The following is a 14,335-nucleotide window of genomic DNA, read 5'->3' on the forward strand; positions in this document are numbered from 1 at the left end:
TCGATACTTAATTGAGTTAAGCCTAAAAATGACCTAAACAACATTACCAACAACATTTACGCAAACTTATATACGAAAGAAGAAAATTATTTAAAAACAAAGATTACATTTTGACAACAAACGTGACTACAATTTGACCACACAAGACACAACAACCTAATAATCAACCAAGTAAAAACAGAAGAATACGGTATAATGCGATACAAACGTAGTCCACCTCAGAATATAACAAACTATAAAACAAATAGATAAAAACTTAAAGAAAAATACAAAACATAAAATCAAACAAATTAATCCAAATAAACAACCTATCGGCTTCAGCGGAAAGCAATAAAAAATGTGCCCTAAAAAATAAATCACAGCTTATCATCTCGGTCTAAACTAGACTTTGCAAATAGGCTTCGAGATCCACCTGTTTTTCTAATTTCAGCTTTTGTTTTATTCGATACTTCGTCACACGAACACTTTTGGGTTCAATATGAAATGCAGTCGCAATATCAAGTGTACTGTGCTGCAGGTACATGTATGCGCAATGCTTTAATTCAAGTGCAGTGATCTTGTTTTCAGACAGCGTTCTTAGCTTTAGAAAAAAATCAGGGTTGATGGTTTGAAATTCGCGAATAGGTTGTCCCGTTACTTCATCAAATCGCAGTTCATCTTTTATCATCCGTTCAAATACACCAGCATGTTCATTGCCCTCAGTTTCTACGAGTACGACCTTCAAATGATCAAGGAGTTTATTTTTGCGTTCGATCTGCAATGCATCAAAAAGAGCAGCCTTTTGCATCTGTTCATTTTGTGATTGTAGTACTTGTATTTGAGAAAGCAATTTCATCCGATCGTCTTTTTGATAGTCAAGCTCAGCATTTAGTCGGTTTTCTAAATCATCATTCCGTATTCTTAGTTTTATACATTCATCTGTCTGAGCTTTATATTTTATTCTGAAGAAGAAACTTAACGTAAGAATCATAAGAAATAGGATGACACTCATGCTTCCCCAAAATATACTATGATATTGTCGATGTTTAAGATCTCTTTCAATTGTGTTCAACACTTCAACAATTTCAGTTCCCTGTCCATTTTGACTTAATTGAATATCCTTGGCGCCACTTCCTAACAATCCTTTCGTTCTCCATTGGTAGGTCACATGCAATAACGGCGTAACATATCCTTTACTTAAATATGTCTTTTCCAACGAATAAAAGAGCTTTTTTTTCATCTTTATGGCATATACTGGAATATATCCTGACCTTGTAATATCTCTAGAAATTTTTTGATTAAAAAATAAACCCTTTACCATGATAAGACCTTTAATTATTAGTTTCTTGATTTCAAATAAGATTCATATAACAGCTTTTGATCAATGTAAACGACCGATAAGTGGTGTACAACAACTAATTGAGCATCTGTATCTTGTTACTTTTCGGCAGGAACCTTTCATTGGCAGTTGATTTATGGCTGAAATCTTTCTCAAACAAATAAGCCAAAAATTCAAAACTTAATCAAGGGTTAAAAGGCTTCAATTTGACCACAAAAACACACTAGAATGACAACAAATCGACTACAACATGCTACAAATTCGTAACTCAAAATATAAAACAATCCATTGTAACGTAACACACGCGCTGTAAAAGAACATCATAAATTAAAATATTTTCGACCCTACCTTCAATAAAACTCTCCCATTATCCAAAAATTTCGAAGACAGAAATAATGCCATAACCAATCACCCTTGTAGCTAAACAGCTACAACTATATCCCCTGAAAATTATATTACTGCAACCGACACGAGAAGCATGGACCGGTAACCTTTTTTTTTGCCGCTTTTCTCCGTATAGTACTAACAGCGTGCAGACTATGAAAATATCTGGCTAAAAAGCTACCTACACCAAATAAATAAGGAGCTAAAAGAAGGTGTAATTAATTATCTCAAATTGTCATAAGGAACTTAAACAGTTACTGTTCTCGTGGAACATAGCGCGCAAAAAAGAAATTGTCAAATGGCGAAAGCTCAACAATGATTTAGTATTTTTAAAATAATAAACACTTAAAACAAAGATGGTAATCATCAGATTTAACTATGGACAAAATAACAAAAGAAGATATTGTCGAAGCTGAGAATCAGCTTTTTGCGGCTCAGCTAGCAAGTGATGTAGATGCTCTTGACCTCCTTCTGTACGATAGCCTGGTAGCAATTGCGCCAGATGGCCAAATGCTAACAAAAGAAATGGATCTAAATGCGCATAGGTCAAAGGCAATGATTATTGAACAAGCCACAACAGAAATCGATGCGATCAAGCTCGTGGGAGATACCGCACTTTCAGTCGTTACGATGACGGCCAAAGGTCAGGTTATGGGGGCACCACTCGAAGGAAAATTCCGGTATTTTAGAACCTGGAAACGCATTGACAACTCATTAAAGGTTATTGGGGCAAGCTTTATGCAATTACCCTCATAAATAATTGGTAATAACTAATTAAAAAAAGAATATGTTAGCACTTGTCTGCATTACAAAAATTAAAAAACGTGCTTTTTTTGTAGCTTGTATTTTTTCTTGTTTTCTTATCTCTTGTCGAAATATTGGCCAACCCGTCAATAAACAAAAATCGGGCTCCTATTTTATTGATTCGAAAGGGCAGATCGCTTATTGTCAGAATGGAAATTGGTTTAGCTTGGGTATTTCACAAATGCAGGCTGACGCCAAATCGTTTGAAGTCCTGTCAGAAGATATCGCCAAAGACAAAAATGCGGTCTATTTTCGCGGGATGCCCCAAAAACTTGTGGACAAAAGTTCCTTTTATGTTGACCAGCAGATTCCAAAAGATCGTTTTCACGTTTATTATATCGATCAGGTCCTGGGCTTCCATATTATCGAAGGCGCAGATCCGAAGACATATGAAGCGGTTGCGGGTCATATAAACTGGGCACGCGACAAGGATCATTACTTCTATTCGAATGATCCCATAAAAGTCGACAGGAACACCTTTTCGTTCATCAACGATTACTTTCTAAAGGATAAAGACTCCGTATATATTTCACCTAATATCGGTACCTTTAAGGCAATTTTAGCCAATACTGGAAACGTTGAAGCGATTAACAAATATTACATAAAAATTTATGACACGATTTATTATCCGCCATTTCAACAGGGGTTAGCTATTGTAAAGAGGCCATTTAACACCATCCACAAAATTCGTGTGCTTGATCAGGACCATATCAATATCGACAATAAAACTATCCTATTCAGAGGAAAAGATTTTAAATATGCGCATGTTGATGCCCCCTCTTTTAAATTATATCCTATTGATGAAGAAATTGACTCTTACGGAAGCAACTCCTATTCAAAAGACAAAAGTCACGTGTTCTATAATCAGGAAATAATCCCAGGTGCCGATGTAAAAACATTTATACCCTTGGGCAATGATTTTGGAAAAGACACAAAAAATGTGTTTTATAAAAACCGGTTGCTTGAAGAAGTAGATGCAAGAAGCTTTAAGAAGGAAGGCGATTTTTACAAAGACAAACTTGGCAATAAGTTTAGTAGCCTTACAGGAAATAAGGTATAAAATCCATCATGGAAGCAATTAGTCAGACTTTAAGCGCTATACATCAAACAACATTCTCTTCCTTCCTTGGGTTCGCCACAAGCCGACCAATAGAACAATTTCTTTTTCCATTACTTACAAATTTGTTAGTAACACACAAATAGCTGCTTGACACCCAGAAGCAAGTATTTGCCTTTACATTTGCTCGTATAATTAATCATACACAACAGTTTTTATTTATGAAAAAATACGCATATATAGGCGCTTTGGGTTTTCTCGCAGTAATCACAACAGAGTTTGGCATTATTGGCATCTTACCGCAACTAGCCGATCATTATCATATCAGTATCGATAAAGCAGGTTATTTATTGAGTGCTTTTGCTTTGATCATTGCGATAACTGGGCCATTTATGACATTACTCGCTTCGGGATTCGACCGCAAGAAAGTCATGTTAACTGCCATCGCTATTTTCTTAGTCACAGCGATTGTCTCTTCATTATCCCCTCCTTTTTGGTTACTGCTTATTGTAAGAATTCTTCCGGCCTTTCTCCAACCTGTCTATATTGCAACAGCATTGTCTGTCGCCATTTTAAAAGGGGGGAAACAAAATGAAAATGAGCTTATGAGTATTGTTTTCAGTGGTGTTGCGATAGCCATGGTAACAACCGTCCCCTTCGCCACCTACATTGCCAGTCTCTCTTCTTGGACATATTCTTTCACAATACAGGCAGTTGTCAGTATAATCGCGCTATTGGCGATCTATCTTACCATTCCTCCGTTGCCCGTGAAAGAAAAAAAAACCTATGGAAGTCAAATGAAAATATTAACCAAGCCCATCTTTTTGGTCAGCACCGCCATGAATTTCTTTATGGTATCAGCTTGGTTTTCTACCTATAGTTACTTCGCCGAGTATTTAAACAAAGCAAAGAATATGGACAGTACCATGGTTAGTTATATGTTATTTGTATTTGGTATTATCGGAGTCATTGCTAACTGGGTTGCAGGGAAAATGCTCAACCGAAATATTACGTTTACCACGGCCTTTTTCTTATCGGGTACACTTATTATCCCCTTACTACTGTATTTTTCCGATGGCAATCTATTCGCCACGGTCTGTACGATTGCCTTGTGGGGATTTCTTTATTCTCCTAGCTTCTTAAACGCATCTACCTATATGATTTCCTCTGCACCCGAGGCGCTAGAATTTGCCAATAGTCTAGCGACTTCATTTGGCAATCTTGGGGTAACCTTGGGAACTACCGTAGGTGGCTGGATTATCGTTTCGAAAGGTGTAGAATTTTCGCCATGGCTTACGATGAGCTTTGGTTTTCTTGCTTTTTTGATGATCGCCCTACGACAGTTTCTAGAAAAACGTAGCGCAATAAAGCAAATAACGGTCGCGCAGTGTACATCGCAATAATATATTTTGCCCGTATCGTAAATAGCGAATGCACGGTCAATTTAGATCTAGCTAGCGTGAATAATCATTCCAGCGCGAACTAGATCTAACGCTTTCTCCTTAAAGACCATCGATAAGATACCAGCTCAGAATAATACCTATGACAAAAATTAACACAGCCACAATCGTGATGCTATTTGAAGTTTGAGTAAAGTTTTCCGCTTCAATTTGTTTGTTCGTTTTACGATATTTAAAGAAAGCGACAATAACTGTCAATGCACCTATGACTACAATGGAAACGCCAACAGCGCCAGAATGTTCATGCTGTGAGCCTGCAACTACATCTTTTTTTAAAATGAGCTCAATCTGACGAATAAATAATGAAAATTTAACAACTACAAAACCGAATCCCATAATCCCTAGGCTCGTCCGGATCCAAGCAAGGAAAGTTCGTTCATTAGCAAGATGGTCATTTACCTTTTGGGGGGTATTTTTAGTCATTCGAAATAAATTTTGATCAACAAATACGTTAAAAGAATTGTAAAATTTATACCTAGCCTTAAGCAACCTGTTATGGCTGTGACTATGCTTTAGCACATATCGTTCACAGGTTAGTCAATTTTTTAAGGTTCAGCAATCATTTTGTTTGTTTTTCAATAAAACGCTGCAGAACGTTGAAAAGTTTGATTAATATTTTAATGATATTTTTTATAGCTTTGTTTAGGATGAAAAAGCTGCTGGCTATATGCTTCTTGACGATTTACATCGCGTCGGCAACCGAAATTTCACAATTATTGAGATTTCCGTTGTTGATTGAGCATTATTTTGAGCACAAAGTAAAAAATCCAAGCCTCTCTGTCGTCGATTTTCTGAACGTACACTACAGTGGGTACCACCTAGAGAATCACCCACATGACGATGACTATGAGAAAGATCAAAAACTTCCTTTTATGATGCATACAACCTCATACAACGCTGTTTTTGTGTGCCCCCAAATTGCTGCTATCAAAATTAAAAATAGATCCTTACCCGAAAAAAATAACAATACCGCTGTTTGGAATGATCAGTTTATAGAGGATACATTCATAACTTCCATTTGGCAGCCGCCCAAATTCTGTTAATACATCATACTTCTTATTATTTCGGTTGAAGACTTCCACCCGACCATAACTTTCACGTCAGTAAAAGTTTAAGTTTTGTCATGTCACAATTGCATCCTTTTTTATCGCTGCGATTCTACGCTTGGCTGAAGTCTTCCGCTATTATTTTACGATTTAACAGAATCTATTTATTATGCTTACGAAAATCATTGAGTTCTCTGTAAAGAACAAACTCATTGTAGCACTACTGATGTTGGCATTAATCGGGATAGGCACATATCAGGTGACCAAACTTCCTATTGATGCTGTACCTGATATTACCAACAATCAGGTGCAGGTCATCACTATTGCCCCTTCTTTTGGTGCAACGGATATTGAACGATTAATCACCTTTCCAATCGAACAGGTCAACAGTAATATTTCTGGATTACAGGAAATCCGGAGTTTTTCGCGATTTGGGCTATCCCTTGTAACCATTGTCTTCGATGACAACATTGATGTCTATTGGGCCCGGCAACAAGTCGCTGAACGTCTGCAACAGGTACAGCAAGAAATTCCTCCAGGCATAGGTTCTCCCCAGCTGGGCCCTATTTCTACAGGTCTTGGAGAAATTTATCAATATGTCGTTCGACCCCAGTCGGGATACGAGCACAAGTATAATGTAACCGAACTGCGTACTATCCAAGATTGGATTGTCAGAAGGCAGCTGCTAGGCGTCAAAGGCGTAGCTGAAGTCAGTAGTTTCGGGGGAAAGCTGAAACAATATGAGATCGCTGTCAACCCTGACAGACTCAATGCCTATGGGATTACAATCAACGATGTCTTTGACGCACTAAATGCCAATAACCAAAACACCGGCGGCGCATACATTGAGAAAGGACCAACAGTCCTTTATATCCGAAGCGAAGGACTGGTCGGCAACATTGACGACATCCAAAATATTGCGATTGCGGGTAAGCAAAACGACCTACCGATTTTCATTCGGGACATTGCTCAAGTACAACCTGGCTATGCAACCCGCTATGGCGCGATGACCTACAACGACAATGGTGAAGTTGCTGGAGCCGTCGTGATGATGCTAAAAGGCGCCAATAGCAGCCAAGTCATTGCAGATGTAAAGGCCAAAGTAGAGGAAATCCGAAAAACATTGCCTAAAGGTGTCCTTATTGAACCTTTTCTTGATCGTACCAAAATGGTCAATAATGCCATCAGTACGGTGCAGACAAATCTCTTGGAAGGAGCATTAATTGTCGTCTTTGTACTAGTACTCTTCCTAGGCAATATACGGGCTGGATTGCTCGTGGCCTCCGTCATTCCCTTAGCCATGCTATTTGCAATCTGCATGATGAACCTCTTTGGAGTGAGTGGTAACCTGATGAGTCTCGGTGCACTCGATTTCGGATTAATCATTGATGGGGCTGTCATTATTGTCGAGTCTGTGATGCATCAGCTTATGCAGCAGCAACGATTCAAAGAATTGCTCAAGGTGCCCGCTTCTGAAATGGATGATATGGTGACAGCATCAGCCGGTCGTATGATGAACAGTGCTGTTTTTGGACAGATCATTATCCTGATCGTTTACCTCCCCATCTTAACATTGGAAGGAATCGAAGGTAAAATGTTCAAACCCATGGCCGAAACAGTCGCATTTGCTTTATTAGGCGCGTTCCTTTTATCGCTCACCTATATACCGATGATGAGTTCAATATTACTTCGTGCGAGAAATAGCAAACCTTCGCTTTCGGATCGGCTGATGAAAAGACTTGAAAAATTTTATGTCCATGTATTACTCAAAGTACTCCGACTTCCAAAGACTATTCTTGCATTGGTTATCTCGCTTTTTATACTTGCCGTAGTTACACTAAGTCACCTCGGCGGGGAATTTATTCCTTCACTAGAGGAAGGAGATTTTGCAGTCGACACGCGGGTTCTTCCGGGCAGTAACCTGACGACGACCATTGAAAGCACTCAAAAGGCTGCCCATATTCTGAAAAGCAGATTTCCTGAGGTCGAAAAAGTAGTCACCAAAATTGGCAGCGGCGAGGTGCCAACCGATCCTATGCCAATGGAAGCATCAGACATGATGGTTATCCTAAAAGACAAAAAAGAATGGACTTCGGCCCATACATTTCCAGAACTTGCTTCAAAAATGAGTATGGCCTTGACGGATGTACCCGGTATTACGGCCGGCTTTCAGTACCCCGTCCAAATGCGGTTCAACGAACTGATGACGGGGGCGCGGCAAGATGTTGTCCTCAAAATATTTGGAGACAACCTCGATTCTCTGGCCTTACATGCTCAGCAAATAGGTAAAATCATTGAAACGGTCCAAGGAGCCCAAAATCTTTACGTCGAACCTATTGGCGGACTTCCACAAGTCGTCATAACCTATAACCGTCCAATGATCGCCCAGCATCGACTCTCCATTGCTGACGTAAATAGAACCATAAATGCTGCTTTTGCTGGACAGAGTACAGGTCTGGTATTCGAAGGAGAGAAACGCTTTGACATGGTCGTCCGCCTAGCCGCCAAGGACCGAAAGAATATTACCGATATCCGTAACCTCTTAATCCCCACGCCTACGGGCAACCAAATTCCACTTTCCCAATTGGCACGTGTGGCCATTGAGCAAGGGCCAAATCAGATCCAACGTGAAAACGCACAACGCCGGATTGTCGTCGGATTTAATATCAAAGACCGCGACGTACAAAGTATCGTCCATGAACTACAAGCTAAAATTGATAAGGAAATCAAACTTCCAACAGGATACTCCATCAAATATGGCGGTTCTTTTGAAAATCTCAATAATGCCAAACAACGCCTCCTGATTGCTGTCCCTATTGCTTTAGCCTTAATCTTTATACTTCTATTCCTTGCGTTTAAATCTGTTAAAGAAAGTTTATTGATCTATAGTGCTATCCCATTATCGATTATAGGTGGGGTTTTCCTGTTGGCACTAAGGGGAATGCCTTTTAGTATCAGTGCCGGGGTTGGATTTATAGCCTTATTTGGCGTGGCTGTCCTCAATGGTATCGTATTGATCTCCGAATTTAACAGGCTTCAAAAAAGTGGCATCCGCAATATTGTACGCATTGTTGTCGATGGCGGAGAAAATCGTTTGCGCCCCGTTTTGATGACCGCATCGGTTGCCTCACTGGGGTTTATCCCCATGGCACTGAGCAATGGCGCTGGAGCTGAGGTACAACGCCCATTGGCAACTGTTGTCATTGGTGGCCTGCTTATAGCAACGTTATTAACATTATTCGTTCTCCCTTTGCTTTATGTAACTATAGAACGGGGATTTAAACTCAATAAATTAAAAGGACGACATGTTGCACCTCTTTTGATTGCATTTATTTTTTTAACAACAAACAATTCAACAGCACAGACTGTGGTTACTTTGGATCAATCTATTGAACTCGCTCTCCAAAACAACCGTAACATAAAAATTGAAAAACTAAGAGCTGCCTATGCCAAAGCGCTAATAGGGTCATCCACTGCCGATATTCCGCAGATGGATATCAGTTTGGATTATGGCCAGATCAATAGCGCCTATCAGGATACAAAGGTCAGTATCAGTCAACGTTTTGGTTTTCCTGCGGTCTACAAAAGGCAACGGGCCCGCTATACCGAAGAATGGAAAAGAAGTCAACTACAAGTCTCTCTCAAAGAGTTTGAGCTTAAAAAGGCTGTCAGTCTTACCTATTACAACATACTGTATTGGCAACAAAAGGAACAGCTTTTGACTAAAGCACTGTCATTGTATAGCAGCTTTCTCGACAAAACCATTCTACGTCAAAAAGCAGGTGAAAGTGATGCCCTTGAAAGTGTAACCGCGAAGAATCAAAAAGCAGCTATCACGATCCAATTGAGACAGGTACGTGATGAGATAAAGGGACTTCAATTGCAATTCCAGTGGCTGCTAAATACGGAAGAGACCTACACCCTAAGTTCTATGGAAAAGATCGAATTTCGTCAGTTATCAATAGCCGATCATCCTTTGCTCAAGGTATTGGAACAAGAAAAAATAGTCTCGGAACAAGCAACAAGGGTTGAAAAATCTAAATTGCTCCCCGAGTTGCTATTAGGCTATAATCTAAATAGTTTTAAAGGTACCGGTCCAGATAACAGGACCTACGACGCAAGTCCGCGATTCCATTCTGTACAGTTAGGTGTTGCCGTACCGGTATTTTCCAAAGGACAGAGAGCTCGGATCGAGACTGCACGTCTAGCGGAAACCATCGCGAGCGACGAATTGCAAAATGCACAATTTGAGCTTAAAAAAAGAGTACAAGAGCTTTCTCAACGCTATCAGACCAGTCTCGATATTGTCGATCAATATGAAACCGAAGGACTCAAGAATGCTGAAATCGTCTTTGAAACCGTACAGAAAAAATTCTCAAACGGCGCCATAGATTATCTCGAATTTGTCACTTTGGTCAACCAAGCAATCCTACTGAAAAGTAATTATACGGATGCGTTGTGGCAGCTCAATGAAAATGCCATTCTGCTTCATTACATTATGATAAATCGATAAAAATGAAAACGAAAAATCTTTTATCCCACTATATGGTTTATGTGTTGGCTGTACTCTGTATTTCCTGCCATCGAAATACGGAAAGTGCAGCCTCCACGCCACCAGGCCCTAAAGACGAAAACCTGGTTTCGCTAACAGATGCCCAGTTGCGAAATGTGCATTTAGAAATAGTAACGCTTGCGGACGAACCGATAACCAACATCATAAAAGTCAATGGAAAAATAGATGTTCCGCCTCAAAACTTCGTGTCGGTAAGTATTCCTTTAGGAGGATACTTAAAAAGTACCAAGCTGCTTCCTGGTATGAAGGTTTCAAAAGGAGATGTTATAGCAGTTGTGGAAAATCCACAGTTTGTGCAGCTTCAGCAAGATTATCTCTCGGCCCAATCAAAGTTACATTTTGCCCAGCTTGACTTCAGACGTCAAAAGGAACTCAACCAGAATCAGGCGAGTAGCGATAAAGTAATGCAGCAAGCTCAGGCCGAAATGAACAGTCAACAGATTATAATGAATGCCATTGCAAAACAGCTAGAGCTCATACATATTCAGCCCAGTACAGTTTCTGCTGGAAATATTCGAAAAAGTGCTCCCGTATACAGCACTATAGATGGGTATGTGAGCAAGGTTAATGTCAACATCGGGAAATATGTGAATCCTTCGGATATCCTCTTCGAATTGATCAATCCAACGGATATCCATCTGAACCTCAAAGTCTATGAAAAGGATCTTGAACAGCTTCACCCTGGACAGCTTCTATTGGCGTACTCCAATGCTAACCCAAGTAAAAAGTACAATGGAAAAATCCATTTGATCGGCAAAGATGTCGATCCCTCCGGCATGACAGATGTGCATTGTCATTTGGACAAATATGATCAGAATATGATACCTGGTGTATACATGAATGCTGAAATACAAACAACGGCTACGTTGGGGCACGCTCTGCCTGAAGAAAGTATCGTAGACTTTGAAGGAAAAAATTATGTATTCATATCGGAAGGAAACAGCAATTATCGCCTGGCGGAAATAGCAGTTGAGGAGCCTCAAAAAGGACTAGTGAAGGTATTGAATTACCGCGATTTTGAAGGGAAGAAAATCGTTAGCAAAAATGCCTACACGCTCTTAATGCAACTAAAGAACACATCAGAAGAATAAAACATACGTCATTGGAGAAAGACCTTTCCTGCATTTAGGAAAGGTCATAACCTCCCCCTCTGCTCCTACTCTATTTTTTATACTGGATCTTAAAGCAAAGGATCGAGAGATTCTTCTATAGTCCGTTCTAGGTCCACCCCAGATCCTCCGGTATCTATGATAAAACCATTTCGATCAATGATATAAACCTTTGGTAATCCCTGCACCCGATAGTTAATTGCTGTTTTGCTATTCAGCGCTTGCTGATCGCCCACATTGGTCCAGGATATGCCGTCTTCGACCGCTGCTTTCTTCCAAATCTCCCTATTTGTGTCTAGGTTAAAAGATAGGATCTCTAGACCTCGTTTTTTATATTTAGCATACAACATCGGTAGCTTCTTATTACTTTTTCTACAAGGCACACACCAAGCAGCCCAAAAATCGAGAACAACAATCTTTCCCCGAAAATCAGTCAAATTCACATCATTATTATTAAGGTCTTTGACAATAAAAGCTGGAGCCAGATCCCCTCTTCTAAGTTCCTTTGCTTGGAGAAATTCCTTTAAGAACCGTCCTGTTCTACTTTTTTTCATATTCTGAGGAAACCTATCAAAAGCCAACTGCAAGGAATCTCTTGTCAATGATGTCCTTAAGAAATAGAGTTCCTGCATAAGTGGATAAGACGGTGTTTTATCAAAAATATTGTGGACTCTCAACTGTCTGATGGACCGATAATAATGGTCCGATGCTATTTTCAACTCCACCAGTTGGACCGAATCGGTTTCAATTTCAATTTTTCGGTCAAGCTCAGCTGCTCCTTTCCACATGGGATCCAGTTGCCTATTGATTGGGATGGCATCAGCCTGTGATCTGGAATTCAGCACCGCTATATCCGAAAAATGTAAACTATCGCCTAATATCTTCATGCGAGCCGGTTCAATCCAGATGACTGCCCTCAAATTGGGCTTTGCCGTTAGTACATATAAAGAAGGCTCCTCTAGAGTTCCTTTTATGGCACATTTTCCATCCTTAAGTATGACGTCATAGGACCGACCACCTTCCTGGAAGCTATTCAATTGAAGCTTTGCGCCATTGGAAAGTCCCGAGATATCAAATTGTATTTCGAAAGGCTTTCCTTTTTCTTGCTGAGCCAAGCAAGCTAGCGGTAAGAAAAATAAAAAAGGAAATATCTTTTTTAGTATCATCATATGCATAATTGGTTTACCTATCAAAAACTAATATCCTTCCTCTCCGACCCACTTAAACGGGTATTTCTAACAAAACCTGCCCCTTTAAAACGATATTGCAGACCAACTATTTCAGTTGGTGCATTTTTAATCATCGTAGTGTATGTAGGTTTATCATTGATCCAAAATTTAACCTGCTGATTTTTACAAACTATTTTAAGCTTGGTCCACTTGGAAAGATCGCAGCCAAATCCACTGAGGTCATCTTGTTTGCTATCCGTATAAAAGCCACCAGCTGTAAGAGCTATGTCACCGATACAGGCTGTATTTACTAAAGGTACAATGATGATATCGTTTTTAGCCTGTAAGAGTACTTCCACACGCTGGCAATTATTACCATTATTGCTCGCTCCTGTTTTGATGTCTGTTTCAAAACTAAAGTTGTCGGTCATAACTCCTGTCATATCCTTTTGATTGTAAAGTCTTACCAGTGGAGCATCAGGGAGGAGGTCGACGTTATAGCTATTCAACAATTCCTGAGTAATGGCAGTTTCATGGGGTAACACGATTTCAGTTTTTTTGAAATACAAAGGCTCCTTTCCCGAGGCTGCTTCTACTAATCCTAGCCAGCCATTGGTTTTAATCTGTATATCATGTTCTCGAACAATTTTATTCCCAATAATCAGTTTAGCTCTAAAGTAACCTGGATAATAATAAATCGCAGAATGGTGTTTGCCCTTTCTATCCACCTGTATCTTACGGCTGGTGTCCCAACTTTGTGCAATAAATACCGAATCGTTTTCATTTGCAGCAGAAGCATCGTAATTAAAAACGACCGAATTTGGCAAGCCTTCTGTCAGCATTGTCTTCGACGAGAAGTGGAAGGCACTATTATTAATAGGCTTCTTATTTGGAATAAACCTATTACCGAAAAGTCCGACCAAGACAAGGACGAAAACAGATGAAATAGCGATAATAAATATAGGACCGTGCTGTTTTCTCTTCTTCACCTTTGGTTCAAAAGCGGATTTATGCAATGCCTGCTCCTGCGGTATATATTTCTGTGCATAAGCATTCCGAAAAGCCCGCCAGTCCTCATGATCAACGTAGCGCGCCAATGTATTTAATGTCGTGAGGGCTGGTTTGCTCTGGTAATCAATCCTACCAAAAATCCGCTTCAACGTAGAAACACTAAGTATTACTCCCGTTTTCTCCTGTATCTTGTCCGAAAGTTTTTCAAAATCAGCTGTACTCCAATGAGCTGTTTCCCCCCATTCAAGTTGATTTTCAATGGAATTCTTAAGATGCAGAAACAATTCGGGATCACTCAACTTAACCATAATTTATTATATATCAACATTTTAAAAACAAACAATCTGCTTGAACAAACTTGAATAAACTTGCCGCAAGGTTGAGCGAGTTGAAATAAGGTCTAT

Annotated in this window: 10 protein-coding genes; 6 read left to right on the forward strand and 4 right to left on the reverse strand. The window is 39.7% G+C overall.

Annotated features, from left to right (window positions below; genetic code table 11):
- Positions 1-376: 376 nt before the first annotated feature.
- Entirely contained in the window at positions 377-1,219 is an 843-nt protein-coding gene (locus B3P16_RS07225) for a helix-turn-helix transcriptional regulator (RefSeq protein WP_286842120.1), read from the reverse strand.
- Between the two features lie 861 nt (positions 1,220-2,080).
- On the opposite strand from B3P16_RS07225, the gene B3P16_RS07230 reads away from it, so the two are divergent.
- The 3 genes from B3P16_RS07230 to B3P16_RS07240 all read left to right on the forward strand — a co-directional run bounded on the left by B3P16_RS07230 (position 2,081) and on the right by B3P16_RS07240 (position 4,966).
- Positions 2,081-2,458, forward strand: coding sequence for a nuclear transport factor 2 family protein (locus B3P16_RS07230; RefSeq protein WP_046675115.1), 378 nt, complete (start codon positions 2,081-2,083; stop codon positions 2,456-2,458).
- Positions 2,459-2,489: 31 nt separating this feature from the next.
- Positions 2,490-3,566, forward strand: a complete 1,077-nt coding sequence (locus B3P16_RS07235; protein ID WP_286842122.1) for a DKNYY domain-containing protein — start codon at positions 2,490-2,492, stop codon at positions 3,564-3,566.
- Positions 3,567-3,784: 218 nt separating this feature from the next.
- Positions 3,785-4,966 carry an MFS transporter gene (locus B3P16_RS07240; protein ID WP_286842124.1) on the forward strand — a complete coding sequence of 394 codons (1,182 nt, stop codon included), beginning with the start codon at positions 3,785-3,787 and terminating at the stop codon, positions 4,964-4,966.
- A gap of 99 nt (positions 4,967-5,065) precedes the next feature.
- On the opposite strand, the gene B3P16_RS07245 is transcribed toward B3P16_RS07240, so the two are convergent.
- Positions 5,066-5,446, reverse strand: coding sequence for a YidH family protein (locus tag B3P16_RS07245; protein ID WP_046675113.1), 381 nt, complete (start codon positions 5,444-5,446; stop codon positions 5,066-5,068).
- Positions 5,447-5,670: 224 nt separating this feature from the next.
- On the opposite strand from B3P16_RS07245, the gene B3P16_RS07250 reads away from it, so the two are divergent.
- The 3 genes from B3P16_RS07250 to B3P16_RS07260 all read left to right on the forward strand — a co-directional run bounded on the left by B3P16_RS07250 (position 5,671) and on the right by B3P16_RS07260 (position 11,733).
- Positions 5,671-6,066, forward strand: a complete 396-nt coding sequence (locus B3P16_RS07250; RefSeq protein WP_046675112.1) for a hypothetical protein — start codon at positions 5,671-5,673, stop codon at positions 6,064-6,066.
- 172 nt (positions 6,067-6,238) lie between these two features.
- Positions 6,239-10,582 carry a CusA/CzcA family heavy metal efflux RND transporter gene (locus B3P16_RS07255; protein ID WP_286842126.1) on the forward strand — a complete coding sequence of 1,448 codons (4,344 nt, stop codon included), beginning with the start codon at positions 6,239-6,241 and terminating at the stop codon, positions 10,580-10,582.
- Positions 10,583-10,584: 2 nt separating this feature from the next.
- Positions 10,585-11,733: an efflux RND transporter periplasmic adaptor subunit gene (locus B3P16_RS07260; RefSeq protein ID WP_286842128.1), complete on the forward strand. Its 1,149-nt coding sequence runs from the start codon at positions 10,585-10,587 to the stop codon at positions 11,731-11,733.
- 89 nt (positions 11,734-11,822) lie between these two features.
- Here the strand turns inward: B3P16_RS07260 and B3P16_RS07265 are convergent, their stop codons facing one another.
- Both B3P16_RS07265 and B3P16_RS07270 read right to left on the reverse strand, forming a co-directional pair.
- Positions 11,823-12,920 carry a TlpA disulfide reductase family protein gene (locus B3P16_RS07265; RefSeq protein WP_172462472.1) on the reverse strand — a complete coding sequence of 366 codons (1,098 nt, stop codon included), beginning with the start codon at positions 12,918-12,920 and terminating at the stop codon, positions 11,823-11,825.
- 20 nt (positions 12,921-12,940) lie between these two features.
- Positions 12,941-14,239 (reverse strand): hypothetical protein, encoded by a 1,299-nt coding sequence (locus B3P16_RS07270; RefSeq protein WP_070566861.1) that lies wholly within the window; start codon positions 14,237-14,239, stop codon positions 12,941-12,943.
- Positions 14,240-14,335 lie beyond the last annotated feature (96 nt).

The sequence above is a fragment of the Sphingobacterium sp. UBA7631 genome (assembly GCF_002483935.1).
GTDB lineage: Bacteria > Bacteroidota > Bacteroidia > Sphingobacteriales > Sphingobacteriaceae > Sphingobacterium > Sphingobacterium multivorum.

What these genes read in the sequence shown, in the direction of transcription:
- B3P16_RS07260 (WP_286842128.1), top strand. Translation starts at nt 10,585, where the DNA reads ATGAAAACGAAAAATCTTTTATCCCACTATATGGTTTATGTGTTGGCT.
- B3P16_RS07245 (WP_046675113.1), bottom strand. Translation starts at nt 5,446, where the DNA reads ATGACTAAAAATACCCCCCAAAAGGTAAATGACCATCTTGCTAATGAA.
- B3P16_RS07255 (WP_286842126.1), top strand. Translation starts at nt 6,239, where the DNA reads ATGCTTACGAAAATCATTGAGTTCTCTGTAAAGAACAAACTCATTGTA.
- B3P16_RS07235 (WP_286842122.1), top strand. Translation starts at nt 2,490, where the DNA reads ATGTTAGCACTTGTCTGCATTACAAAAATTAAAAAACGTGCTTTTTTT.
- B3P16_RS07225 (WP_286842120.1), bottom strand. Translation starts at nt 1,219, where the DNA reads ATGAAAAAAAAGCTCTTTTATTCGTTGGAAAAGACATATTTAAGTAAA.
- B3P16_RS07270 (WP_070566861.1), bottom strand. Translation starts at nt 14,239, where the DNA reads ATGGTTAAGTTGAGTGATCCCGAATTGTTTCTGCATCTTAAGAATTCC.
- B3P16_RS07265 (WP_172462472.1), bottom strand. Translation starts at nt 12,920, where the DNA reads ATGATGATACTAAAAAAGATATTTCCTTTTTTATTTTTCTTACCGCTA.
- B3P16_RS07250 (WP_046675112.1), top strand. Translation starts at nt 5,671, where the DNA reads ATGAAAAAGCTGCTGGCTATATGCTTCTTGACGATTTACATCGCGTCG.
- B3P16_RS07230 (WP_046675115.1), top strand. Translation starts at nt 2,081, where the DNA reads ATGGACAAAATAACAAAAGAAGATATTGTCGAAGCTGAGAATCAGCTT.
- B3P16_RS07240 (WP_286842124.1), top strand. Translation starts at nt 3,785, where the DNA reads ATGAAAAAATACGCATATATAGGCGCTTTGGGTTTTCTCGCAGTAATC.